The 22,476-nt window shown below is 64.9% G+C and carries 21 protein-coding genes and 1 tRNA gene; 14 read left to right on the top strand and 8 right to left on the bottom strand.

The window, feature by feature from the left end; genetic code table 11:
- The first annotated feature begins 14 nt into the window (after positions 1–14).
- Positions 15–770, top strand: coding sequence for a MerR family transcriptional regulator (locus ACFRJ9_RS01470; RefSeq protein ID WP_377663632.1), 756 nt, complete (start codon positions 15–17; stop codon positions 768–770).
- A gap of 17 nt (positions 771–787) precedes the next feature.
- On the opposite strand, the gene ACFRJ9_RS01465 is transcribed toward ACFRJ9_RS01470, so the two are convergent.
- The 3 genes from ACFRJ9_RS01465 to ACFRJ9_RS01455 are packed head-to-tail and all read right to left on the bottom strand — an operon-like array spanning position 788 to position 3,333.
- On the bottom strand, positions 788–2,179 hold the full coding sequence (locus ACFRJ9_RS01465) for a pyridoxal phosphate-dependent decarboxylase family protein (protein ID WP_377663630.1): 1,392 nt from the start codon (positions 2,177–2,179) through the stop codon (positions 788–790).
- 38 nt (positions 2,180–2,217) lie between these two features.
- The gene (locus tag ACFRJ9_RS01460; RefSeq protein WP_377663628.1) at positions 2,218–2,910 is read right to left on the bottom strand and encodes an HAD-IA family hydrolase; all 693 of its coding nucleotides are present in this window, start codon (positions 2,908–2,910) and stop codon (positions 2,218–2,220) included.
- Between the two features lie 45 nt (positions 2,911–2,955).
- Positions 2,956–3,333, bottom strand: a complete 378-nt coding sequence (locus tag ACFRJ9_RS01455) for a VOC family protein (protein WP_377663626.1) — start codon at positions 3,331–3,333, stop codon at positions 2,956–2,958.
- Positions 3,334–3,724: 391 nt separating this feature from the next.
- On the opposite strand from ACFRJ9_RS01455, the gene ACFRJ9_RS01450 reads away from it, so the two are divergent.
- The 4 genes from ACFRJ9_RS01450 to ACFRJ9_RS01435 all read left to right on the top strand — a co-directional run bounded on the left by ACFRJ9_RS01450 (position 3,725) and on the right by ACFRJ9_RS01435 (position 7,344).
- Positions 3,725–5,680, top strand: a complete 1,956-nt coding sequence (locus tag ACFRJ9_RS01450) for an alpha/beta hydrolase (protein WP_377663624.1) — start codon at positions 3,725–3,727, stop codon at positions 5,678–5,680.
- Positions 5,681–5,754: 74 nt separating this feature from the next.
- Positions 5,755–6,210, top strand: a complete 456-nt coding sequence (locus ACFRJ9_RS01445) for a hypothetical protein (RefSeq protein WP_377663622.1) — start codon at positions 5,755–5,757, stop codon at positions 6,208–6,210.
- A gap of 111 nt (positions 6,211–6,321) precedes the next feature.
- On the top strand, positions 6,322–6,780 hold the full coding sequence (locus tag ACFRJ9_RS01440) for a hypothetical protein (protein ID WP_377663620.1): 459 nt from the start codon (positions 6,322–6,324) through the stop codon (positions 6,778–6,780).
- Positions 6,781–6,888: 108 nt separating this feature from the next.
- Complete coding sequence (locus tag ACFRJ9_RS01435; RefSeq protein WP_377663617.1) at positions 6,889–7,344, top strand: hypothetical protein; 456 nt, start codon at positions 6,889–6,891, stop codon at positions 7,342–7,344.
- A gap of 501 nt (positions 7,345–7,845) precedes the next feature.
- Here the strand turns inward: ACFRJ9_RS01435 and upp are convergent.
- Positions 7,846–8,481 (bottom strand): uracil phosphoribosyltransferase, encoded by a 636-nt coding sequence (upp, locus tag ACFRJ9_RS01430; RefSeq protein ID WP_377663614.1) that lies wholly within the window; start codon positions 8,479–8,481, stop codon positions 7,846–7,848.
- Between the two features lie 23 nt (positions 8,482–8,504).
- Here upp and ACFRJ9_RS01425 point away from each other — a divergent pair, with 23 nt between their 5' ends.
- Positions 8,505–9,038 (top strand): nucleoside deaminase, encoded by a 534-nt coding sequence (locus tag ACFRJ9_RS01425; protein WP_377663611.1) that lies wholly within the window; start codon positions 8,505–8,507, stop codon positions 9,036–9,038.
- 22 nt (positions 9,039–9,060) lie between these two features.
- Positions 9,061–9,441 carry a VOC family protein gene (locus ACFRJ9_RS01420; RefSeq protein WP_377663609.1) on the top strand — a complete coding sequence of 127 codons (381 nt, stop codon included), beginning with the start codon at positions 9,061–9,063 and terminating at the stop codon, positions 9,439–9,441.
- Here the strand turns inward: ACFRJ9_RS01420 and ACFRJ9_RS01415 are convergent, their stop codons facing one another.
- Genes ACFRJ9_RS01415 through ACFRJ9_RS01400 form a run of 4 tightly spaced genes read right to left on the bottom strand, consistent with a single transcriptional unit; the run spans position 9,442 to position 13,104 of the window.
- Positions 9,442–10,668 carry a DNA glycosylase AlkZ-like family protein gene (locus ACFRJ9_RS01415; RefSeq protein WP_377663607.1) on the bottom strand — a complete coding sequence of 409 codons (1,227 nt, stop codon included), beginning with the start codon at positions 10,666–10,668 and terminating at the stop codon, positions 9,442–9,444.
- A 27-nt stretch (positions 10,669–10,695) separates the two neighbouring features.
- Positions 10,696–11,685 (bottom strand): glycosyltransferase family 4 protein, encoded by a 990-nt coding sequence (locus tag ACFRJ9_RS01410; protein ID WP_377663605.1) that lies wholly within the window; start codon positions 11,683–11,685, stop codon positions 10,696–10,698.
- A complete protein-coding gene (locus ACFRJ9_RS01405; protein ID WP_377663603.1) occupies positions 11,686–12,084 on the bottom strand; it encodes a 6-pyruvoyl tetrahydropterin synthase family protein in 399 nt (132 codons plus the stop codon). It abuts the gene before it with no gap.
- 3 nt (positions 12,085–12,087) lie between these two features.
- Positions 12,088–13,104: a zinc-binding alcohol dehydrogenase gene (locus tag ACFRJ9_RS01400; protein ID WP_377663601.1), complete on the bottom strand. Its 1,017-nt coding sequence runs from the start codon at positions 13,102–13,104 to the stop codon at positions 12,088–12,090.
- Positions 13,105–13,231: 127 nt separating this feature from the next.
- On the opposite strand from ACFRJ9_RS01400, the gene ACFRJ9_RS01395 reads away from it, so the two are divergent.
- From ACFRJ9_RS01395 to ACFRJ9_RS01365, 7 genes are all read left to right on the top strand, one after another.
- Positions 13,232–13,321: transfer RNA gene (locus ACFRJ9_RS01395), tRNA-Ser, on the top strand.
- A gap of 190 nt (positions 13,322–13,511) precedes the next feature.
- The gene (locus ACFRJ9_RS01390; RefSeq protein WP_377663599.1) at positions 13,512–14,069 is read left to right on the top strand and encodes an SRPBCC family protein; all 558 of its coding nucleotides are present in this window, start codon (positions 13,512–13,514) and stop codon (positions 14,067–14,069) included.
- Positions 14,070–14,223: 154 nt separating this feature from the next.
- On the top strand, positions 14,224–14,844 hold the full coding sequence (locus tag ACFRJ9_RS01385) for a hypothetical protein (RefSeq protein WP_377663597.1): 621 nt from the start codon (positions 14,224–14,226) through the stop codon (positions 14,842–14,844).
- Positions 14,845–14,950: 106 nt separating this feature from the next.
- Positions 14,951–15,691, top strand: coding sequence for a YcnI family protein (locus ACFRJ9_RS01380; RefSeq protein ID WP_377663595.1), 741 nt, complete (start codon positions 14,951–14,953; stop codon positions 15,689–15,691).
- Positions 15,692–15,795: 104 nt separating this feature from the next.
- Entirely contained in the window at positions 15,796–16,428 is a 633-nt protein-coding gene (locus ACFRJ9_RS01375) for a DUF4232 domain-containing protein (RefSeq protein WP_377663861.1), read from the top strand.
- Between the two features lie 55 nt (positions 16,429–16,483).
- Positions 16,484–21,448 carry a DEAD/DEAH box helicase gene (locus ACFRJ9_RS01370; protein WP_377663593.1) on the top strand — a complete coding sequence of 1,655 codons (4,965 nt, stop codon included), beginning with the start codon at positions 16,484–16,486 and terminating at the stop codon, positions 21,446–21,448.
- The gene (locus ACFRJ9_RS01365) at positions 21,441–22,283 is read left to right on the top strand and encodes a DNA-formamidopyrimidine glycosylase family protein (protein WP_377663591.1); all 843 of its coding nucleotides are present in this window, start codon (positions 21,441–21,443) and stop codon (positions 22,281–22,283) included. The genes ACFRJ9_RS01370 and ACFRJ9_RS01365 overlap by 8 nt, the downstream gene beginning before the upstream one ends.
- Positions 22,284–22,476: the final 193 nt, after the last annotated feature.

The raw sequence follows: 22,476 nt of genomic DNA, 5'->3' as shown, positions 1-22,476 counted from the left end.
TTAGCGTGGTCCCCATGACGGGAACAAACGGAACCGGACCCTGGAGTATCGGAGAGCTCGCCAAGGCCTGTGGAGTGAGTGTGCGGGCACTCCACCACTACGACGGGATCGGGCTCTTGTCCGCAAGCCAACGCACAGCAACGGGCCATCGCCGGTACACGGAAGGCGATCTCCGCAGGCTGTACCGGATCCGGGCCCTCCAGAGCCTGGGGCTTCCTCTGGCGGAAGTGGCTGAAGCTTTGGACGCTCCCGACGACGCCACGACGCTCCGGAACCTGCTGCAAGAACAACTGACCCGAGTTCAGCAGCAAGCCCGGCAGGTCCAGGCCCTTCAAGACCGCTTGGGCGGCCTGCTATCCCTCATGGACGTGGACGCCATGCCCACCCCTCAACAATTCATGTCAACGTTGGAGATGATCACTGTGCTCGAAAACAACTTCACTGCCGAACAACGCGTGCGGCTTGCCGATAGGCGAAGCGAACTTGGTGCCGGGAAAATCGAAGCCGCCAAAGAACAATGGGCCGCCCTGGTGGAGGAAGGCCTGGCCCACGTCGCCGCCGACACGCCAGCTTCGGACCCCGCGGTCCAGGAATGGGTGCGCTCGTGGGACGGGATCGGGTCCATGTTCCATTCCGGAGAGGACACCAAAGCAGCCGCCAGGGCCGCGTGGCAGGACAACAGCCAGGCGATCAGCGCCGGACTGCCTTGGACGGCTGAGCAGCTGGCCGGATTGATGGGGTACTTGCAGAAAGCGCGGTCGGCCGGCTAAGGCCCGCGTGTCGTGGGCTAGGCCTCTGGCTCCGCCTCCACGGCACCGCGAACGGCAGCGATGGACGCAGCAACGTCGCCGGCATCGGTGGACCAATTGCTCACCGAGATCCGTAGGATTTCCCGGCCATGCCATGACGAACCAGACATCCAGACCGCTCCCTCGGCCATCAGCCTCTGGGTTACCCGGTGCGTGCGGTCATCACTGCCGAAGCTCACCGAGACCTGCGTGAAGACCACGTCATTGAGGACTTCGACCCCCGGGATCGCGGCCAGGCCCTCGGCCAGGGCGCTGGCGTTCGCGGCCAGTCGTTCCACCATGGCGATCACACCGTGGCGGCCAAGTTGGCGCAGCGCAGCCCACACCGGAATTCCGCGGGCACGGCGTGACAATTCGGGCACTTTCTCGAAGGGGTCCCCCGGCCCGGCATCCGTTGCGATGAAATAGCTCGTGTGGACGCTGAAAGCACGCCTCAGCGCCTCCGGGCTGGCCACAATGGCCAGGCCGCAGTCATAGGGGACGTTCAAGGTCTTGTGGGCATCCGTGGCCCAGGAATCGGCGCCTTCCACTCCCGCCAGCCGCCCCCTCAATTTCGGGCTGACGGCGGCCCACAAACCAAAAGCGCCATCCACGTGGACCCACGCACCGCGGTCATGGGCCACGGCCACGGCTTCCTCCATGGGATCAAACGAGCCGGAATGCAGGTTGCCCGCTTGCAGGCAGACCAGCGACGGCCCGGGTTGCTCGTCCATGGCAGCTGCCAGGGCTGCGGGGAGGATCCGTCCTTCGTGGTCAGCATCCACAGGGACGCACGCCCCCAGTCCGAGGTACCGGAGCGCCAAGTCGACGGCTGCGTGCCGTTCGCGTCCCGCGAAAGTCGTGATGCGCGGAGCACCCGAAAGACCCAGGGCCTGAAGGTCCCAGCCGGCCTCGTCCATCAGATACTGGCGACCGGCCGCGAGTCCCACGAAGTTGGCTGTGGTGGCGCCCGTGGTGAACCCGACGTCGGAACTTGCCGGAAGGTGCAGGAGGTCCAGAAGCCAGGCGGCAGCGGATTCCTCGATGGCCGCGGCAGCCGGGGTGGCAAACCGGAGCCCCGTGTTCTGGTCCCATGCCGAGACAAGCCAATCGGCGGCCATGGCAGCGGGCAGGGTTCCACCCATGACCCACCCGTAAAACCGCCCGGATTGGATGGCCATCAGGCCGGGTTCCGCGAGGGCGGCAAGCTCGTCCACAACATCGGCGGGGTCAGTGGCCCCGTCCGGAAGGATGGTTGCCAGGCTCGCGGCGACCTGATCGGCGTCGACCTTTGGACGGACGGGGCGGTCGGGAACCGACGCCAGCCAGTCCGTTGCGTGCACCATGGCCCGCTCCAATGCAGCCCTGTACGCCTCCGGCATCGCAGACATGGGCACAGCCTACTCCCGCCCGGCCGGGCCGAACAGTACTAGAGCGTGAGGGTAATGAGGTGACCGCCGTCGTCGTCCTTCACGGCGGTGACTGTGACGGACGTGTAGTCCTGGATGCGCCACATGCCTTCTTCAAGGTCGCCGCCGGCGTCGCCCACCACCACTGTCCGCATTCCGGCGGCGCGGGCCGCGGCAATGCCGGCAGGGGCGTCTTCAAAGACCACGACGTCGGCAGGCTCGACTCCCAGCAACGCCGCCGCCGTGAGGTATCCCTCCGGGTGCGGTTTGCCGCGCGTGACGGCCTCGGAAAAGACGGTGGTGCTTGGCATCGAAAGCCGGGCGGCCCGCATGCGGATTCCGGCGAGGATGCTGTCCGCTGAAGTGACCAAGGCCGTTGCTTCGTCCGGCAGCGCTTGCAGTACTGCCTCTGCGCCGGGCAGCGCGATCACGCCGTCGGTACGGGAACGCTCCATGTCACCCAGTTCGGCAGTCAAGGCGGCAACGTCCGCATCGGCCGGCGCGAAACGGCGCACGGTATCTCCGGCTTGGACTCCGTGGGAAGTCCGGAGAATCTCGTCGATGTCCAAGCCGTACCGGTGGGCGAACTCCGACCAGACCTGCTCAACGACCGCTGTGGAATCCACCAGCGTGCCATCCATGTCGAAGAGGACAGCACGGACGGTCAACACGGTTTGCTGGGCGGACGCGGCGTGCTCGGCAGGATGGCTCATGGTTCCATCCTGCCGCACGGTGCCAGGGTAGCGACGAACTGTTACTTAGCCGTTGGGGCGCTGCGGAAGGTACTGCAATGCCCATTTGTTGCCGTCGGGGTCCGCGAAGTAGACAAAGTGGCCCCAATCCTGGATGTCGACGTCACTGACGTCCACGCCGTTGGCTTTGAGTTGCTCGTGCGCTTTGTTGATGTCCGCCACCACCACTTGCAAGCTGGGCGCTGTTCCGGGAGGGGCATCATTGAGTCCCTCGCCAATGGCGATGGAACAAGCCGAACCCGGCGGGGTCAACTGCACAAAGCGGATGCCGTCCATGGGACGCTCATCGAAATCGGCGTTGAAACCAACCTTGTTGACGTAGAAGTCCTTCGCGCGATCGACGTCGGACACAGGGACAAACACCAGTTCAAGTTTCCAGTCCATGCGCCACAGGCTAGCGGGGCCGTCAGGAAACCGGTAGGGGTGTTTGAGTTCCCGGGCAGCCTCAATAGCTGTGGTCCCCTCCAAGTCGTGGGTGCGCTGCCCACGTCGCCGTAGGGGAACGGCGAGACCGCAGCGGACCCGCGAACTCGGTGGGCCGAGTATCGCGGATTCGTCGTCACGTTTTGGCCGGAAAGGTCACGTCATAGGTATATGCCCATGCCCGAGTTTGTCATTTCGATGGAGTTGTCGGGGGTGTGGCTTCACCTAGTGGAGGGCAGTTGGTTGGCGTACGACATTGATTCTGGCGGGGCGTTGGCCGTGGTGGCTTGGTCCGGGCTGGGTTTCCGGGTGGGCAGGTTCTGTCCGGTGCCGGTGGGTTAGGGGCCCGGCCATGTACGAGATTGATACATCGGTGGTGGAGGGGTGGCCGGATCCTGCGGCGTTGGAGGAAGCAGCGGCTCCGTTGCTGGAACACGCGCAGGGTGTTGTGAATGTGGTGCAGGCTGCGGCGTCGGAATGGTCGGGCCTGGCGGATGTGTACCGGGCTCCGGAAGCGGCGGAGCTGGTGGCTGCGTTCGGGAAGCCCGTGCAAGTGAGTGAGGCGCTCCGGACGGGTGTGGTGGTGGTGTACCGGGCGTTGCTGGGCTACGCGGACACCGTCCGGGATTTGAACCGGCGCCGTGGGTTGCTGCTGGATGAGATCGAGGTTTTTTACCGTGAGCGGGACACGTACCTGGAGCGGGTGGCGCTCATGGAGGGTATGGGTGATGGTTCGGCCTCGATGAGCGGTACGGCGGTGGCTTACGAGGCCGAGGACCTGGATCGCCGTGTCCGTTCGTTGGCGGCCGAGCATGAGCAGGCCGAGAACGATTGCGCCCGCCGGATCAACAGCGTGCCTCCGGCGGACGGTCCGGTACCGGCATATTACGACGCCGGAACGGCGACGGACCTCGCGGTGGACCGGACCCGGTCCCGGCTGCACTATCTGGAGAGCGCCCATGGGGGCGGTGCCGCCGGGTCGCTGGAAATGCTGGCGCTGCTGAAATCGTTGACGCCGGGCCAGTTGCTTGACTACGGGATGGCCGAAGCCGATTTCCTTCGCTCCGGCCTTGCTTCCCCTCCGCCGGTGGACCAGGTCCGTGACTGGTGGGCGGGGTTGTCCCCGGAACAGCAGGCCGCGTTGATGGTCGCCGCGCCCGGGGTGATCGAGAACCTGAACGGGATCCCCTACAAGGCCAGGGCGAAAGCGAACCGGGTCAATCTGGATGCGGTGTTCAAGGACCCCCGGACCAGCGACGAGGACAAGGCCGCGCTGCAGGTCATCTACGACGCGCTCGAGCCCGCTGATGAGTTGCAGGCTGCCCAACGAAGCATCGTGTCCTTCACCCCCGACGAGAACGGCAAACCCTTGGTGGCGGTTGCGATCGGGGATCTGGATACGGCCACGAACGTGACCTGGAACGTCCCGGGCATGCGGACCACCGTGGCAGACGGGCTGGAATCCTGGACGAAGTCTGCCCAGGACCTGTACAACACGCAAGGACAGTCACTCGATGCTCCAGAGGCAGGACGCAGAGCTGTTGTGTCGTGGGTTGGGTATGACAGTCCGGAGGAGCCACCGAGTGGCGAGGTGTTGTCGACCGAGCTGGCCAAAGCCGGTGGGGCCAAGCTCGCCGCCGCGTTGGATGGCTTCACCGAAACCCGGGCGACCCCAGAGGACGACCACGGCCGGCCGCGGTTGAATGTGGTGGCCCATTCCTACGGCACCACCACCGCGTCCTACGCGCTGAAGGCAACCAGGCATGAGGTAGCGACGGCGACGTTTTTCGGGTCCGCGGGTATCGAGTGGCGGGAGATCGGCTCGGCCGCGGACCTGCACGTTGCCAAAGACCCCGCCGGAAAACCCGAGGTGTATGTGACCGCGGCCAGTGAGGACCGGGTCGCCCCGTTGGGGATCCTCGGCAGTGGGCTCAGGGGCCGGGAAGGGCGGTGGGATCCTACCGGTGACTGGTTCGGGGGCAAGAACTTCTCCTCCGAAGGCGGCTACGACCCGGACACGGGCACGGTCTACACGAGAACGACCGGGCACGATGCCAAAGGATGGGCGGCCGAAGGTAGCGGCGACACCGTCTTCGCCGCCACCAGCGATCACGGCTACCTCGATCCCGACACGGAGTCCGCCCATAACATCGCGATGACCTCCACCGGGCGCGGCCATCTGATCAAGGAATTGATCCCGCTCCGCCACGAAGAGAGGCCCGGCTACGGCGGGATGGACTACCCCACCGGGCCCTTGATCGAGCGTGATCTCACCCCGGAAGAACTCGCCAAGGAGCGGAGCAAATGACGACGACAAAACTCAATCGCAAAACGTGGTTGGCATTGATGATGGTGGGGTGTTTGGTGATGACAGGGTGTGGCATGAACTCAACGAATGATGGTCAGCAAGGCGAGCCGGGACCCGGTGAGCGGAGCGCTGAAGAGGTGTTCACGGACTTCATGGATGCCATGGAGGACACAGTTCAGCAGTCGGGCACGACATGGCCCGGGTGGGACCGTAATGACACAGCGGATTACGTGTCAGAACCTTGTGGGGTACACGCACGGGCCGACGGCCGGCTATACCAGCGGCAAATCGAAGGCGGCCCGATTGATGATCCGGCGGCTGCTGTGGACCGAATGAAGGCCCACTGGGAGTCCAAGGGCTACAAGATTGGAAACATCTTCGACGACGGCGATCCCGCAACAGGGGTCCAAATCAACGCACGAACACCCAGAGGCATGCTGGTGCAGTTTTCACCCACCCCCAACGGGAGTCTCATTATGGTGATGGGCGAGTGCACCCTGGACCCCGCCGCCAGGAAGAAGACCACCTGAATGGCCGGTTTGTCCCGACGCCGCCCATTCGGCCCCAAAATCCCGCGCAACCCTGAACGCTTTTTGATCGTGCTACTCATGGTGGGGTGCTTGGTGATGACAGGCTGTGGCATGAACTCAACGAATGATGGGCAGCAAGGCGAACCGGGACCTGGCGAGCGGAGCGCCGAGGAGGTGTTCACGGACTTCATGGATGCCATGGAGGACACAGTTCAGCAGTCGGGCACGACATGGCCCGGGTGGGACCGTAATGACACAGCGGATTACGTGTCAGAACCTTGTGGGGTGCACGCACGGGCCGATGGCCGGCTATACCAGCGCCAGATAAGGGGTGGGCCCGTCGATGACCCGCAGGCTGCAGTGGACCGGTTGAAAGCCCACTGGGAATCCAAGGGGTACAAGATCAAGAATATCTTCGACAACAGGGGCCCGAAGACCACTGGTATTGAGATCGTTGCTTCGGCTCCTCGGGGCGTGGTCCTGATCTTCACGCCAACAAAAACAGTTAGCTTCATCATGGTGATGGGTGAATGCACCTTGGACCCGGCCGCCAGGAAGAAGACCACCTGAATGGCCGCCTCGTCCCGATCCCGCTTACCAAGTCGCAGGCACCTTAGCCCGCTGCATTTCTTGATCTCAATACTCACAGTCGGGTGTTTGGTGATGACAGGGTGTGGCATGAACTCAACGAATGATGGTCAGCAAGGCGAGCCACGACCTGGCGAGCGAAGCGCCGAAGAGGTGTTCACGGACTTCATGGACGCTATTGACGACACCGTCAAGCATTCGGGTACGGACTGGCCCATCTGGGACCGCAACCACACGGCGGGCTTCTTCGCGCAACCGTGTTCGGTTCATAAGCGGGACGATGGCCGGGCCTACCAGACACAGATCGAAGGCGGACCAATTGATGATCCGCAGGCAGCAGTGGACCGGATGAAAGCCCACTGGGAATCCAAGGGGTACAAGATTGGAAATATCTTCGACGACGGCAATCCCGCAACTGGGGTCCAGATCAACGCACGAACACCCAGAGGCATGCTGGTGCAGTTCTCACCCACACCCAACGGGAGTCTCATTGTGGTGGTTGGCGAGTGCACCTTGGACCCCGCCGCCAGGAAGAATACCACTTGAGTGGGTGTCTCGTCCCGGCCCCACTTACCCGGTCCCGCGCGCCTGATGTCGTTTTCGAAGTCCAGTCAGAAGGGATAATACTGCGGCGCAAACCAAAGCTACGGAGCCGCTGATGACGAAAAACTCCACAACGGGCGAATGCAACGACGTGCTGTCGGTAAACGCCCGAACGTGGGAGATGGAGAAGTTCAGAGCCGCATCTGGCAGCAGCAAGAGCGTGGCCGGAGTGCCGTAGGAGTACAAAAAGTACGAGGCGAGCCGGCCTACGCCGACATCAGCCGTGGTTCTCCGGAAAAGGAGTCCACAAACAAAGACTGACGCTGAGCTCCAGAGCACGAACCACAGGACGTTGCCTACATTAGATCCGCCCTGAAATGCGGTGAATGACTCGAACAGCCCGAGGCCCGTGTATTGCGCTGCGGTAACGAAAACAGCCCAACCGCCTAGAGCCCAGGGAACCAGAGTGGCTCCCGCCAGGACCCATGCCCGAAACGTGACGGTCTAACCAGCCACGCCGTACAGGCGGTCGCCAGCGTCGCCCAGGCCGGGCACGATGTACGACTTCTCGTTGAGCTTCTCGTCAATGGAAGCGAGCACGATCTTCACGTTGGCGTCCGCGAGCTCTTCCTCCAGCTTGGACAGACCCTCCGGAGCTGCCAGCAGGCAGATGCAGGTGACGTCCGAGGCGCCGCGCTTGAACAGGAATTTGATGGCCTCGCGCAAGGTGCCGCCGGTGGCGAGCATGGGGTCAAGGACGAAGACCTGACGGCCGGTGAGGTCCTCCGGGAGGCGCTCGGCGTAGGTGATGATGTCCAGGGTTTCTTCGTCACGGGCCATGCCCAGGAAGCCGACCTCGGCCGTGGGGACCAGCTTGGTCATGCCCTCGAGCATGCCCAGGCCAGCGCGCAGGATGGGGACAACCAGCGGTGTGGGCTTGGTGAAAGCCGTGCCGATGGTCTTGGTGACGGGGGTCTCGATCTCCACTGGCTGCGTCTTGACCTCGCGGGTGGCTTCATAGGCCAGGAGGGTGACGAGTTCTTCAGTGAGTTGCCGGAAGACCGGTGAAGGAGTGTTCTTGTCCCGCAGAACGGTGAGCTTGTGAGCGACCAGCGGGTGGTCCACGACGAGTGTGCGCATGCGTCCAAAACTATCATTGAGATATGAGCGCCAACGAGCCGTATCACGCAGAACACATGGCTTGGATGGGCCTTGCCCTGGATGAGGCCCGGCTCGCGTTGGAGACCGACGACGTGCCGATCGGCGCCGTCGTGTTGGGTCCCGACGGCGGCGTGCTGGGTTCGGGACGCAACGAACGGGAAGCCCATGGCGACCCGACGGCCCATGCCGAGATCGTCGCGATCCGCCAAGCTGCTGCCGCCCTGCAACGCCATGCCCGCGAACTGGGTGAAGGCGGTGATGGCTGGCGGCTTGAGGACTGCACCCTGGTGGTGACCCTGGAGCCGTGCGCCATGTGTGCCGGGGCGATTGTCCTGGCCCGTATTCCCCGCGTCGTTTTTGGCGCGTGGGACGAGAAAGCCGGAGCGGTGGGTTCGGTATTCGACATCCTCCGCGAGCGCCGGCTCAACCATTGGGTGGAGGTCTACGCCGGGGTACGTGAGGAGGAGTGCGCTGCCTTGCTGAAGGACTTCTTCGCCTCCCACCGGGTACCCGGAGTGGAGCACCGGCCGGTCTGACCATGAGCTCCGGGAGCAAACCATGACAGTCACGTTCAATCACACCATCGTCTACGCAACGGACAAGCACCGTTCAGCAGAGTTCCTTGCCCGCGTCTTCGGGCTTCCCGCACCGCAGCCCATGTGGTCGTTCGTCACGGTTCCGCTGGGCAACGGCGTCACCCTGGACTTCCTGGGGGCGGTGGGCGAGATTGCGCCGCAGCACTACGCCTTCCTGGTCAGCGAAGAGGAGTTCGACGGGATCTTCACCAGGATGATCGCCGAGGACATTCCCTATTGGGCCGATCCGGCAAGGTCCCGACCCCGGGAGATCAACCACAACGACGGTGGACGAGGCGTCTACTTCTGTGATCCCGACGGGCATTTCCTTGAAGCGATCACCCGGCCGTACGGTTCGGGATGATTATCTGCCTGCAGCGGCCTCGTCCAGTGCGTCGATCCGCAGTTGGCGCGATGCCGGTGAGTCAAGGCTGAATGACCTGAAGTCCCCCAGGTCTTCCCTGATCCACGTCTCCACTTCAGCGATCCGTCGGGTCACGGCATCGGTGGGTTTGGTGAACGTCCACGCCGCAATCCGTTCCTTGCCGGGATCGTACTGCCACAGACCGATGATCCTCCCCCTGTCCAGGATGGGGTGGTCCGGCAGGTCGGCCTGAAGTGCCAGTGTGGTGTCAAGGACCTTCTTGCCCCTGTCCGCGTCAGCGAACATGTCCGCCGAATTCCTCCTGTGGAGGACCAGTGAATCGGTTCCTGCCAGGAGTTGGACCTGCTCGTCGCCGATCTCTTCGAAATCAGCCAAGCGTTCGACGTCGGAGGGCAGCATCCACAGCACGTCTCCGTTCGCTGCGGGCACCTCCACGGCCCCGACGGCGGCGAGCGCGGCTTTGCTTTGGGCCACCGTGAAGGCAGTGAACCACTGGCTCTGCTTGAACGTCGCTCCCCCGGTCCAGCGCAAGTACCGTTCCAGCAGGAGCCGGCGGGCGCCGTCGTCGTCCATTGCGCTGCCCGGAAGGCCCCAGTTCGTGTAGGCGTAGCGCTGCTGGTCGAGGCGGCCGTTGACGGGCACGCGGCGGATTCGGCCGTCCGCCTGCAGGAGTCCCAGGGCGGTGGGAAGCGTGGTGGAGGCGCCCTTTTTCTTGCCTTCCTCGCCCAGGCTGCGGACCGACTCGCCCAGCTCGTTCCGGAGTTGCTTGGGGTCCATGGGATCGCTGGACTCTTTGAGGGCGTGCTCTACTTCGTCCTCCAGCAATGTGATCTCACCGCGTTCCACGCCGAGCCTGGCCAGCACCTTGAAGGGGGCTATCGCGGCGTCCCTGCCGATCTGGAGTCCCCATGCGAAATCGGCCTGGCCCAGGACGTAGGTGCAGCCGCGGGCGGTGGGGAGCTCGTGGATCTTCAGGGCTTTGACGTCCCGGTCCGCTTGCTCGCGCCTGATCCCCGCCCTCGCGAACAAGGTGAGGTACGGGTTGGCGCCACCTACCGATCGGGCCCATCCGGCGTGGTCCAGGACTTCCTCGGAGGTCTTGCCTATCAGTGAGCCGTCAAGGCCTTGCTCGTGCCACGCCCATGCCCGGAGGCGTTCGGGAGTGAGCGTTCCTGCGGCTGGGACAGCGGGTGCGGTGGCGGTCATGGCCCCATTCTGCACCCTTACACGCTCCTACGTGAGGGCCTTCAGGACCGTGGCCGCGGTGGTGTCCCAGCCTGGCAGGTGTGTTCGGGCCAGGAGGCCTGCGTTGCGCCAGCGTTGTTGTACAGCGGGGTCCGTCAGCCAGGTCCGGAGGGTGCCTGCGAGGTTGTGGGGGTCGCTCAGATCCAGCACGGCACCAGCTCCGGTGTTGCCCAGGGCTTCCACCGCGCCTGTCCCCTGCCGGACGAGCACCGGCACCCCATGGGCCAACGACTCCGTGACCACCAAACCGAACGCTTCGGACTGCGAAACCAGGACACTGAGGTCTGCTTTGTGCCACTGCTCCTGGAGGGCGGCTCCGGCCAGCTCGCCGGTGATCCTGATGCGGCGCTCCAGCCCGTAATGCTCGACGGCGGCTCCCACCTCTGCAGCGTACGTCGGGTCGGCGTCGCGGGAGCCGATCAGGGCAGCGGTCCAGGGGAGATCTTTCAGGGTCGCGAGAGCCTGTACCAGTGATGTTTGGCTCTTGTTGGGCAGCAGGGCCGCGACAGCCACGATGTGCTTCGGTTGGGAGCCGGTGCCCGCTTCCGCTGCGTCCGCACCGGGTTGCGCAACCACGATGTTGAGCGGGCCGTGCTTGGCTTTCAGTTCCGCGGCAGCATGGAAACTCGGGCAGATGACCCCGGACGCCGCCGCCAAAGCCCTGCTTTCGCGGTCCGAGTGTTCCGCCAACGCCATGTGCGAAAGGATCCACACCGTGGTTCCGGCATTCACGGCGCCGGCGATCTCATCCGGGGCACCGCTGGCCACCAGGCCGTCGGCAATCACGGTAGCGCCGCCGTCGAGCACGTCAGCGAACCGCCGGCGGTCCGCCGGGCTGCCCACCGGCCACCCGCCGTCGACCGTTGCTGTCTCTACTGTGGCCCCCTGGTCTGCCAGGTGCTCGGCGAGTTTGGTGTTGTACTTGTTGCCGCCGGAGCCGTGCCGGACGTTACCCGGAACCAGGAAGCGTATGTGCATTTACTTGGCCGGAAGCTCCAGCGAGTAGCCCGCCCAGGCGTCCGGGTTCTCGCGGAGCACAACGTCGATGCCGCTGAGCGCCGGTCCGTCCTGGGTGTCCTGGATTCTTGTGGCGATGGCGTCGCCGATGTGCTGCGCGAGTGCCTCGGTGGTGGAGAGCTTGTCTTTGAAAGCAGGGTGTTCGTCGAGGTTCTTGTAGTTCAGGTCGGCCAGGATGTCCTCGAGAATGCCTCCGGCGGCGCCGATGTCCAGGACTATTGCATCGTCATTGAGCCCGGGGCGGCGGAACGTCACCTCCGCCACGAAAGTGGCCCCATGGAGGCCCTGGGCCGGCCCGAACGCCTCGCGGGGCAGGCTGTGGGCGATCATGAAGTGGCGTCGGACGGTCAGGCTGAACATGTCTTACTCCTCCGGCTTGGGATAGGCGACCACGTGGCAGAAGCCGCCGGGCTGTTCCAACAATGCAGCGAGCGTAGCGGGCAAATTCTGGAACTGGCATTCGCTGGTCAGGAACGTGTCGAACAGCGGGTCCCTGAGTTGGTCCGCCGCTTCCTGCAGGCGCTGGGCATTCGTTCGCCGGTGCCTTCTCGGGAGGGCAACAGCGCCAACCTGGCTGGACCGGATGGTGAGCCTGCGGGCGTGGAAGTCCTCGCCGAGCGGGAGGGTCACCTCCTTGTCCGCGAACCAGGAAAGCTCGATCACGTCCGAATCGTCGCCGGCCAGTTGCAGGCTCAGCTTGAGGCCCTCGTTGGAGGCGGAACAGTGGAAGACGATGTCGTTATCGCTTTTCGCCTGTTCCGGTAGGGCGAAGACGACTTCTATGGTCTCAGCGAGTTTTCTCTTGTCGGGGTCCGCGTCCACCAGCTGCAGTCGACCGAGCGGATACTTCCGCAGGAGCGTCGCCAAGACGCCTCCCACCAAGCCACCCCCGACGACGGCGACCCTGTCTCCCAGCCTCGGTCCGGCTTCCCAGAGGGCATTGATAGCGACTTCCACAATGCCTGTCAGCACTGCGCGGCGGGCCGGGACGTCGTCAGGAATGAGCGTAAGTTGGTCGGTTGGGACGACATAGAGGTCCTGGTGCGGGTGGAGGCTGAAGACTGTCTGTCCTCGCCATTCGTCCGGGCCTTCTTCCACGGTGCCGACGCTCAAGTAGCCGTACTTCACCGGTCCGGGGAAGTCGCCCTCCTGATGCGGGGCGTGCATCCGCTCGGCCACCCGGGTGGGCACGCGGCCCTCGTGGACCACGCGCTCGGTGCCGCGGCTGACTCCTGAGAAGAGGGTCCTGACAAGGGCTTCGCCTTCTCCTGGCTTGGGGATGGATTCGGAGCGTAGCTCGCCGTGGCCCGTCTTGGTGACCCAATAGGCCTGGGCTTCGTATTCTTGCTCGTGCTCCTGCTGCTGCTCCGAGATAGTCATGATGCTTATGAATCTATCGCTGGGGCGCCGCGGACGGAAGTTTGCTTAGTCTTGCGCGTCCTGCTCTTGGCCTGTCTTAGGCCTCGTTTTGGGGAACCGGGTCCAACTCCGGTACCCTATTTCAGTTGGTGACGTGTCCGAGCGGCCGAAGGTGCAACACTCGAAATGTTGTTTGGTGTAAAAGCCAACGTGGGTTCAAATCCCACCGTCACCGCCAATGAGAAAGGCCCTGCTTCCCTTTGTTTATGAGGGAGGCGGGGCCTTTCGCTTTGCTCGCCGAGGGGCGGGATCTCGGCACTTTCAGGTGCGCAAAGCTGCGAGAGCTAACCCTTCGGTGCGGGCAGGAGTAGATTGAGGCCGGATGCCACAAGACACCTTCGGAACCGACACGGACCGTGGAGGCAACAATGGCCGGGTCAACAAACAAGACAGCCAAAAGCACGGACTACGAGTTCTTCACGGTCTGGAGAGTCGCCGGAACGCGCGAAGAAGTTGTTGACGTGCTGGGCAATGCCGGGACCCTCCAGCAATGGTGGCCGGCGGTCTATCTCAAGGTGACTCCCGTGGACCCGGGAAATCCCGACGGCACTGGCACATCCTTCGACCTCCACACCAAGGGCTGGCTTCCCTATACCCTGCGGTGGCGGCTCACAGTCACGGAACCGGTCACTCTGGATGGCTTCGCCCTGACGGCCAAGGGCGACCTCAACGGCACGGGCCGCTGGACGTTCGAGACAGACGGGCCTGAAGTCGTGATCAGTTACGACTGGCGTGTAAGCACTGCCAAGCCATTGCTTCGGAGACTGAGCTGGCTCCTCAAACCAGCGTTTTCGGCCAATCATCACTGGGCCATGGCACGCGGCGAGGAAAGCCTGGCACTTGAGCTCCGCCGTCGACGTTCAACGTCCGCCAGTAACGTACCTGAACCGCCTGGCCCAACCTTCGCACGCCGGTCCAGGGGTTAGCTCCCGGACTCTCCGAGGTCCTGAACCCCGAGATCGAACCCCTTGGCGTCACTATCCACATAGATACCCATCCGAGACCCTTCCGGCACCGAACTCCCGATAGAATCAAGACGCTGACAGCAAGGCAGCAGCCAGATCGTAGAGGGAGGACTCCGTGCGCACATCGCAGCCCCGGGCGCCCTTCCATGCGTTGCGGTCCGGCGCCATCTCCTTGGTCATCGTGCTTTTAGCGGCTGGCGCGCACGTCGTGGGTGGCGGATCGCTTCCCACAGCACCTGTTCTGGTGGCGTTGCTTGCGTTGACGGCTTTGGCTGCTACGTTGGCCACCCGCTTCAAGCTGAACTTCCTGTCGATGGCGGCGCTCTTGGGCTCCGGACAGTTGGCGCTCCATGAAGCTTTCACAGCTCTGGGGCCAATCTCCACCACCGCGCCGGGAACCAACCACCACCTCGGGGCCGAGCCTTTGAGCCCGGCCCTCGACGTCGCCGCCACGCACACGCACGAGCTCGGCACCACATTCGGCGCCCTCATGCTCATGGGTCACGTGCTGGCTACGCTCACGTCAGCCCTGATCCTGGCCAAGGGCGAGGACGCGCTCTGGCAGCTTGCTGCGTGGCTGCGTCCCCTGGTTGCCCTGCCCGCCTTGCTGTTCAGGCCCGACGCCGGAGCCTCGCCTGTCGTGGCCGACGCACCCGCCGTTTTCACCCCCCGCCCTTGGCGGAACCTCAGGCAAGACAGCCGCCGCGGCCCGCCGGCCGCCGTCGTACTTTCCTAGTTCCGCCCGGCACCAAAGCAGCAAAGCCAGAACAAGCCTTTGCATGGTGACGGGTCCCAAACCCGTACCCCGCGCCGCCCAGACGGCGCCCCCGAAAGGCAATCCCATGAAGAAGTCCGCCCTCCGCCGTACCCTCTCCGCCACCGCCGTCGCCGGCGGAACCGCCGCTTTGATGATGGCCGGCCTCGCCGGCGCGTCCGCTCACGTTTCGGTCGATCCGAACAAGACTGCTGCGAACTCGTACGCCCTGTTGACGTTCGGCGTCCCCCACGGCTGCGGCACGTCCGGAACCATCAAAGTGGCCATCAGCCTGCCCGAGGAACTGACCGACGCAACGCCCACCGTGAACGCGAACTGGACCGTGGAGAAGGTCACCGAGAACCTGAAGGAGCCCAAGAAGCTGGAGGATGGCACGTCCATCACCCAGCGGACCAGCCAGATCGTATACACGGCCAAGGCACCGCTGGATCCGCACATGCGCGACGCCTTGGTCCTCTCGGTCAAGCTGCCGGACGCCGCCGGCAAGACCATCTACTTCCCCACGTACCAGACCTGCGAGACGGGCAAGACGGACTGGATCGAGATCCCCAAGGATGGCCAGAGCGAGGATGACCTGAAGTCGCCCGCACCGGCCATCGCCATCACCGCAGCTGATGCAGCAGGCGACCACCACGCGGCAGCCACCGTGTCCACGGAACAGGCTGCTGTAGTCACTGACGACGGCTCGCAAGCTCGCAGCTGGGCCGGTTTGATCGCGGGCATCGCAGGCCTTGGCTTGGGCGGCGCCGCGTTCATCCGCAGCCGCTCCACCAAGTCTGCAGAATCCAAGGCCGCAGCCACCAAGTAGCTGACTGAGGGTTGGCGCCCGCGAGATCACAATCCGGGCGCCAATCCCCGTTCCCGGCCGTGGCTGAATTGACTCGCGTCACGGCCCCGGCAAGGCTGATGCCCATGTGGACTCAGCGCATCAAAACCGGCCTTGTGACGACGACGGCAGCCGCCTCATTGCTGCTTCTTGCAGCTTGTGGACCAAGCCCAAGCCCCGCGGGAAGCAGCAGTGCCCCGCCCACCTCTTCGACGCCGTCGGCGTCGGCCTCACCTTCGGCAACGGCTACAACGACGCCGTCACCTTCCGCGACAGCAACCTCCGCCGCACCCGCCGCGCCTGCCCTGTGCACGGCGGCGTCGCTAACGGCCGCCACGGATTCAACAGGCGGCGGAGCGGCCGGCAGTGTCTACGAGAAGCTGGTACTGACGAACTCCGGAACCACTCCCTGCATCCTCGAAGGCTTCGCCGGTGTGTCACTGACCGCCGATGCCAACGGTGCCCCGATCGGCGAGCCTGCCACCCGCGAAACCACCACGCCGGTCACCAAGATCGAGCTTGCCCCGGGAAAGGCTGCGTGGGCTGAAATCCGTTACACCCAGGCAGGCAACTACGGGGACTGCACCAAAGTCCCTGCCGCCGGATTCCGGATCTACCCGCCCAACGACACTGCATCGCTCTTCGTCGCGGAAGCCCACGACGCCTGCAGCAACGCCGGCATCAAGCTCCTGACCGTCACCGCGTTCCAGGCAGTCTGACCGTCCCCCCACGGCTCCGGCTTATTCTGTCGGAGCCGTGGGGCATGATGGAGGAATGCAGGAGCAGCAGGCGTCGGACGGCGCCATCGGCCGTTTCAGCCAGGCAACCAGGGAATGGTTCCTCGGCGCTTTTTCCGCGCCTACGCCGGCCCAGGACGGCGCGTGGAATGCGATCTCCTCGGGCTCCCACGCCCTGGTAGTGGCGCCGACTGGTTCCGGCAAGACTTTGGCCGCCTTCCTCTGGGCCCTGGACCGCCTGCATTCCACACCGTCCGGCACTCTTCCGGGGTTGGAGAGCGTCCCCGCCAATGGCAAGGGACGCGCCAAACGCCCCAAAACCAAGACTCGCGTCCTGTACATCTCTCCACTCAAAGCGCTGGGCGTGGACGTTGAGCGCAACCTCCGCGCCCCGCTGATCGGCATCACGCAAACTGCCAAGCGCTTAGGCCTGCCCGCACCCTTGGTGACGGTCGGCGTCCGTTCAGGAGATACGACGGCGGCAGATCGCCGAACGCTGTTGTCGCACCCGCCCGACATCCTGATCACCACCCCGGAGTCTTTGTTCCTGATGCTGACGTCCCGCGCCCGGGAAACGCTGAGCGAAGTGGACACGATCATCATTGACGAGGTCCACGCTGTCGCGGGGACCAAGCGCGGCGCACACTTGGCCGTCTCCTTGGAACGACTCGATGCCCTCCTGCCCAAACCGGCCCAGCGCATTGGCCTTTCTGCAACGGTCCAGCCGCGCGAGCTTGTGGCGCAGTTCCTCGCAGGCCAGGCTCCTGTGGAGATTGTGGCACCGCCGTCAAAGAAGAACTGGAACCTCACGGTCACGGTCCCTGTGGAGGACATGTCGGACCTGCAAGGCGCGGCCGGGGCCTTCGACTCCGGCCCGGCCTCCGGGTTGCAGCCGCAGGCCTCCATCTGGCCGCATGTGGAAGAGCAGATCGTTGACTTGGTCCTGTCCAAGCAGTCCACCATTGTCTTCGCCAACTCCCGGCGTCTTTCGGAACGTCTGACGGCCCGGCTCAACGAGATCTACGCTGAACGCCAGCTGATGGCCGTTGGTGGTGGCGATTGGGTGGCTTCGGAAGCCACCCCCGGGGTTCCAGCATCTACCGCAACCCCGGCGCACATGATGGCGCAGGCCGGCAGCACCACTGGTGCGGACCCTGTGCTGGCCCGCGCGCACCACGGATCGGTCTCCAAGGACCAACGGGCGATGATCGAGGACGACCTCAAGTCCGGCCGGCTGCGCTGCGTGGTTGCTACGTCATCCCTGGAACTGGGCATCGACATGGGCGCCGTGGACCTGGTGGTCCAGGTGGAATCGCCGCCGTCGGTCGCCAGTGGCCTGCAGCGTGTGGGGCGTGCCGGCCACCAGGTCGGCGAGATCTCCGAGGGCGTTTTGTTCCCCAAGCACCGCGCCGACCTCCTCCACACCAGCGTTACCGTGGAACGCATGCTGAGCGGCCAAATCGAACGGCTCAGTATCCCCGCCAACCCGTTGGACATCCTGGCCCAGCAAACCGTGGCCGCCACGGCCTTGGGCAGCATTGATGTGGAGGATTGGTTCAGCACCGTGCGGCGGTCGGCACCGTTCGCGAGCCTGCCGCGCTCAGCGTTTGAGGCAACCTTGGATCTGTTGGCCGGGCGCTATCCATCGGACGAATTCGCCGAACTCAGGCCGCGCATCGTCTGGGACCGGCACGCTGGAACCATCGAGGGCAGGCCAGGGGCCCAGCGCCTGGCGGTCACTTCGGGTGGCACTATTCCTGACCGCGGGTTGTTCGGCGTGTACATCATCGGCACCGAAGTTGAAGGGTCGTCCTCGTCCGGCAGCACGGACGGGAGCGAACCAACTGCTTCGGCCCGCGCTGCCAAGGGTGGTCGCCGTGTTGGTGAGCTCGATGAAGAGATGGTTTACGAATCCCGGGTAGGCGACGTCTTCGCACTCGGGGCCACCAGCTGGAAGATCGAAGACATCACCCATGATCGCGTGCTGGTCTCCCCGGCCTTTGGCCAACCCGGCAAGCTTCCTTTTTGGAAGGGTGATTCCCTCGGCCGACCCGTGGATCTGGGCCGTGCGCTCGGTGCCTTCATCAGGGAGCTCTCCGCCGCTGACGAAGCCCCCGCCATGGAGCGCTGCCAAGCCAGCGGCCTTGACGCCTTCGCCGCCAGCAACCTGCTCCAGTATCTACGGGAGCAAAAAGAAGCAACGGAGATCGTGCCCAGCGATCGAACGTTGGTGGTGGAGCGCTTCCATGACGAACTTGGCGATTGGCGTGTAGTCCTCCACAGTCCCTTCGGCATGCCCGTCCACGCACCGTGGGCACTCGCCGTGGGACAGCGCCTTCAACAGCGCTACGGCTTGGATGGTTCGGCCATGGCAGCGGACGACGGCATAGTGCTGCGCGTTCCCATGATGGAAGACGAACCACCCGGTGCTGAGCTGTTCCTTTTTGACCCGGAGGAACTTGAGCAAATTGTCACCGCCGAGGTGGGCGGCAGTGCACTGTTCGCCTCAAGGTTCCGCGAATGCGCCGCCCGCGCCCTGCTCCTGCCCCGTCAGAACCCGGCCAAGCGCCAGCCCCTGTGGCAGCAACGCCAGCGTTCGGCCCAATTGCTGGATGTCGCCCGGAAGTATCCCTCGTTCCCCATCGTGCTCGAAACGGTTCGCGAATGCTTGCAGGATGTCTATGATCTGCCCGCGCTGAAAGATATTGCGGCATCGGTGGAGCGCCGCGAACTCAGGATCGTGGAGACCACCACGCAGCAGCCCTCCCCCTTCGCGAAGTCCTTGCTCTTCGGGTACGTTGCCCAGTTCCTCTACGAGGGCGACTCCCCCTTGGCCGAACGACGGGCTGCCGCACTGGCCCTGGACTCCACCCTCCTCAACGAACTCCTTGGCCGGGTGGAACTCCGTGAACTCCTGGACGCGGCCGTCATCGATTCCACCGAGAGGGAGCTCCAGCGCCTTGCACCGGACCGGCGGGTTCGTGGGATGGAGGGGGTTGCAGATCTGCTGCGGCTGCTCGGTCCGCTCAGCGTTGAAGAAGTCGCGGAACGGCTTGAAGGTGCCCAGCAGGCTGAAACCAGCCTGCAGACCGAGGCTCTGGAACAGCTCGCGGTCACCGAGACCCCCGAGGAAGCCCCGGCTGCCGCACCACCGGGCAGCATCGTCGACGCCGAATCCCACCTCGCCGCCCTGCAGAAAGCCAACCGCGCGCTCAAGGTGACCATCGGCGGCGTCGAGCGTTTTGCTGCCGTTGAGGACGCGGCCCGGTTGCGCGATGCCATCGGGGTACCCCTACCGATGGGCGTGCCGCTGGCGTTCATCGAACCTGTTCACGATCCCCTGGGTGACCTCGTCTCACGGTACGCCCGCACGCACGGCCCATTCACGGCGTCAGAAGCTGCGGCCCGGCTGGGACTCGGCGTCGCCGTCGTTAACACAGCCCTGAAGCGACTGGCCGGGGACGGTCGTGTGGTGGAAGGCGAGTTCCGTCCACACGCCGTCGCGGAGCAACCAACGGAGGATGCCGACGCAGAACTCATGACCCTTGACGCACCACCGTCCAGCGAGTGGTGCGACGCCGAGGTCCTGCGGAAACTCCGGCGTCGTTCACTCGCTGCGCTGCGGGCCGAAGTGGAGCCCGTAGACACTGCGGCCTACGGGAGGTTCCTTCCGGCGTGGCAGAACGTGACCGCCCCCGGCAAGTCTCGGAGCCAGGCGTTGCGTGGACTCGACGGCATCATCACGGCAGTAGACCAGCTGTCCGGTGTGCCCATCCCGGCATCCGCGTGGGAACCGTTGGTGCTCGCGAGTCGGGTGGCGGACTACAAACCTGCCATGCTCGACGAACTCATGGCAGCCGGCGAACTCCTCTGGTCCGGTGCCGGGTCCTTGCCCGGGAATGACGGCTGGATCAGCCTGCACGTGGCCGACTCCGCGGAACTGACCCTCAATCCCTCCCCCGACTTCCAACCCGGCGATGCCCAACAGCGGCTCCTTGACCACTTCAGCGCGGGCGGCGGATACTTCTTCAGGCAGCTCACGGAGGTGGCGGGCGGCATGGATGCGGTCCTCAGCGACGACGCCGTAGTCACTGCGCTCTGGGATCTCGTCTGGGCTGGTCGCGTCACCGGGGATACTTTCGCCCCCGTGCGTGCCATGATCGCCGGCGGAAAAACTGCACACCGGCAGGTCGCGAAAGCACCGAGGGCCCGGGCTCCGCGCATGAGCAGGCTCGGGCGTTCCCACGGGACCGGCTTGCTGGGGTCTCCCGGGCTCACGGGTGGCCGATACGGCTCCGTAGCGAGCGGCGTTGCCCCTTCCCCGCCGTCAGCGGTGGGCCGTTGGTCGGCATTGCCCGCTCCGGAGTTCGACCCCACCATCCATGCCCGCGGAACGGCTGAACTTCTCCTCGACAGGTACGGAGTGGTCACCCGCGGTTCGGTCATGGCGGAGAACATCATCGGCGGTTTCGGACTCATGTACAAAGTCCTGGCGCGGCTGGAAGAGGCTGGCCGGTGCCGCCGCGGCTACTTCATCGAGCACCTCGGGGCTGCCCAGTTCGCCGTCCCGGCAACGGTGGACCGGCTCAGGTCCTTCACCGAGGATGCCCGCATTTCCAAGGCAGAACCCTCTGCGTTGGCGCTGGCCGCAACGGACCCGGCCAACCCCTACGGGGCCGCACTCCCCTGGCCTGCGCTTTCCGTGGACGCCGGATCGGGGCATCGTCCGGGGCGGAAGGCTGGAGCGCTTGTGGTGATGGTCGACGGCGCGTTGGTCCTCTATGTCGAACGCGGCGGAAAGACGCTGCTCACTTTCAACCAAGACGAGGCAGTGCTGGCAGTTGCCGCCCAAGCATTGGTTGACGTGGTGCGGCGCGGAGCCGTGGACAAGCTGTTCATGGAGAAGGTCAACGGCCACGATCTCCTGGACACCCCGATAGCCGTCGTGTTGGCAGCGGCCGGGGCATACTCAACACCGAAGGGACTCCGCATCCGTGCCTGAAGGCGACTCCATTTGGCGGGCTGCGTCGCGGCTGAACGAGGCCTTGGCGGGAAAGACCATCACCGCCTCGGATTTCCGTGTGCCCCGCTTTGCCACCCTCAACCTGGCAGGCTGGACCATGACAGAGGTGGTGCCCCGGGGCAAGCACCTGCTCATGCGGCTCACTGGACCTGCGGATGAGGAGCCCGGCGCCAGCAGGAAACCCCGCGCCCTGACCATCCACTCCCACCTCAAGATGGAGGGAAACTGGATGATCTATCCACCGGGCGGCCGCTGGACCAAACCCGGCCACACCGCCCGGTGTGTCCTCCGCACTGCCCAGGCCGACGCCGTCGGGTTCTCCTTGGGCATCCTGGAAGTGGTGCCCACAGCGGAGGAAGACAAAGTGGTAGGACACCTGGGACCGGACCTGCTCGGCCCGGACTGGGACGAAGAGGAAGCACTGAGCAGGCTCCGGGCCGAACCTGATGTCACCGTAGGTTTCGCCCTGCTGGACCAGCGGAAGCTTGCCGGGATCGGCAACATCTACCGCTGCGAAGCATGCTTCCTGTCCGGCATCCATCCAGCCCTCCCGCTCGGGGAAGTCCCGGACCTTGCCAGGACAGTCAACGATGCCAAGCGCCTGCTCGGCGAGAACCTAGGTCCTGGCCGGCGCTCCACCCTTGGTCCGCGCGCCATGAGGCCCGGATACTGGGTCTACGGCAGGGAGCGCCAACCGTGCAGGCGATGCGGCACAGCGGTACGCCGCGGGCTGCTGGCGGCACCGGACAGAACCGAGGAGCGGGACATCTACTTCTGCCCGCGCTGCCAACCGGCTCCGCAGCCAACGCCATAAAGCACGGCAAGGCCGCGCAACAGAACCGCCCGCGCAGCAGCAACGCAGACCCGCGCAGCAACAGCCGGCCGCCGCGCAGCAGCAATTGCCCGACCGGGCTGAGCAACAACCGCCCGGCCGGGCACCCCACCAACCGCCACGACGACGACCGCCCGCCTTGGGATCCGCCGACTACTCCAGGAAGCTCCCCAGC

It is taken from the genome of Paenarthrobacter sp. NPDC056912, assembly GCF_042786555.1.
Lineage (GTDB): Bacteria > Actinomycetota > Actinomycetes > Actinomycetales > Micrococcaceae > Arthrobacter.
Note: the sequence above shows the minus strand (reverse complement) of the source record. Positions and strands in the feature narration are given on the sequence as shown.

Coding starts and splice junctions, on each gene's coding strand:
- upp (WP_377663614.1), bottom strand. CDS start 8,481: ATGCGCACACTCGTCGTGGACCACCCGCTGGTCGCTCACAAGCTCACC.
- ACFRJ9_RS01460 (WP_377663628.1), bottom strand. CDS start 2,910: ATGAGCCATCCTGCCGAGCACGCCGCGTCCGCCCAGCAAACCGTGTTG.
- ACFRJ9_RS01405 (WP_377663603.1), bottom strand. CDS start 12,084: ATGTTCAGCCTGACCGTCCGACGCCACTTCATGATCGCCCACAGCCTG.
- ACFRJ9_RS01465 (WP_377663630.1), bottom strand. CDS start 2,179: ATGTCTGCGATGCCGGAGGCGTACAGGGCTGCATTGGAGCGGGCCATG.
- ACFRJ9_RS01375 (WP_377663861.1), top strand. CDS start 15,796: ATGTGGACTCAGCGCATCAAAACCGGCCTTGTGACGACGACGGCAGCC.
- ACFRJ9_RS01470 (WP_377663632.1), top strand. CDS start 15: ATGACGGGAACAAACGGAACCGGACCCTGGAGTATCGGAGAGCTCGCC.
- ACFRJ9_RS01450 (WP_377663624.1), top strand. CDS start 3,725: ATGTACGAGATTGATACATCGGTGGTGGAGGGGTGGCCGGATCCTGCG.
- ACFRJ9_RS01420 (WP_377663609.1), top strand. CDS start 9,061: ATGACAGTCACGTTCAATCACACCATCGTCTACGCAACGGACAAGCAC.
- ACFRJ9_RS01425 (WP_377663611.1), top strand. CDS start 8,505: ATGAGCGCCAACGAGCCGTATCACGCAGAACACATGGCTTGGATGGGC.
- ACFRJ9_RS01410 (WP_377663605.1), bottom strand. CDS start 11,685: ATGCACATACGCTTCCTGGTTCCGGGTAACGTCCGGCACGGCTCCGGC.
- ACFRJ9_RS01435 (WP_377663617.1), top strand. CDS start 6,889: ATGAACTCAACGAATGATGGTCAGCAAGGCGAGCCACGACCTGGCGAG.
- ACFRJ9_RS01390 (WP_377663599.1), top strand. CDS start 13,512: ATGGCCGGGTCAACAAACAAGACAGCCAAAAGCACGGACTACGAGTTC.
- ACFRJ9_RS01400 (WP_377663601.1), bottom strand. CDS start 13,104: ATGACTATCTCGGAGCAGCAGCAGGAGCACGAGCAAGAATACGAAGCC.
- ACFRJ9_RS01445 (WP_377663622.1), top strand. CDS start 5,755: ATGAACTCAACGAATGATGGTCAGCAAGGCGAGCCGGGACCCGGTGAG.
- ACFRJ9_RS01455 (WP_377663626.1), bottom strand. CDS start 3,333: ATGGACTGGAAACTTGAACTGGTGTTTGTCCCTGTGTCCGACGTCGAT.
- ACFRJ9_RS01415 (WP_377663607.1), bottom strand. CDS start 10,668: ATGACCGCCACCGCACCCGCTGTCCCAGCCGCAGGAACGCTCACTCCC.
- ACFRJ9_RS01370 (WP_377663593.1), top strand. CDS start 16,484: ATGCAGGAGCAGCAGGCGTCGGACGGCGCCATCGGCCGTTTCAGCCAG.
- ACFRJ9_RS01380 (WP_377663595.1), top strand. CDS start 14,951: ATGAAGAAGTCCGCCCTCCGCCGTACCCTCTCCGCCACCGCCGTCGCC.
- ACFRJ9_RS01440 (WP_377663620.1), top strand. CDS start 6,322: ATGAACTCAACGAATGATGGGCAGCAAGGCGAACCGGGACCTGGCGAG.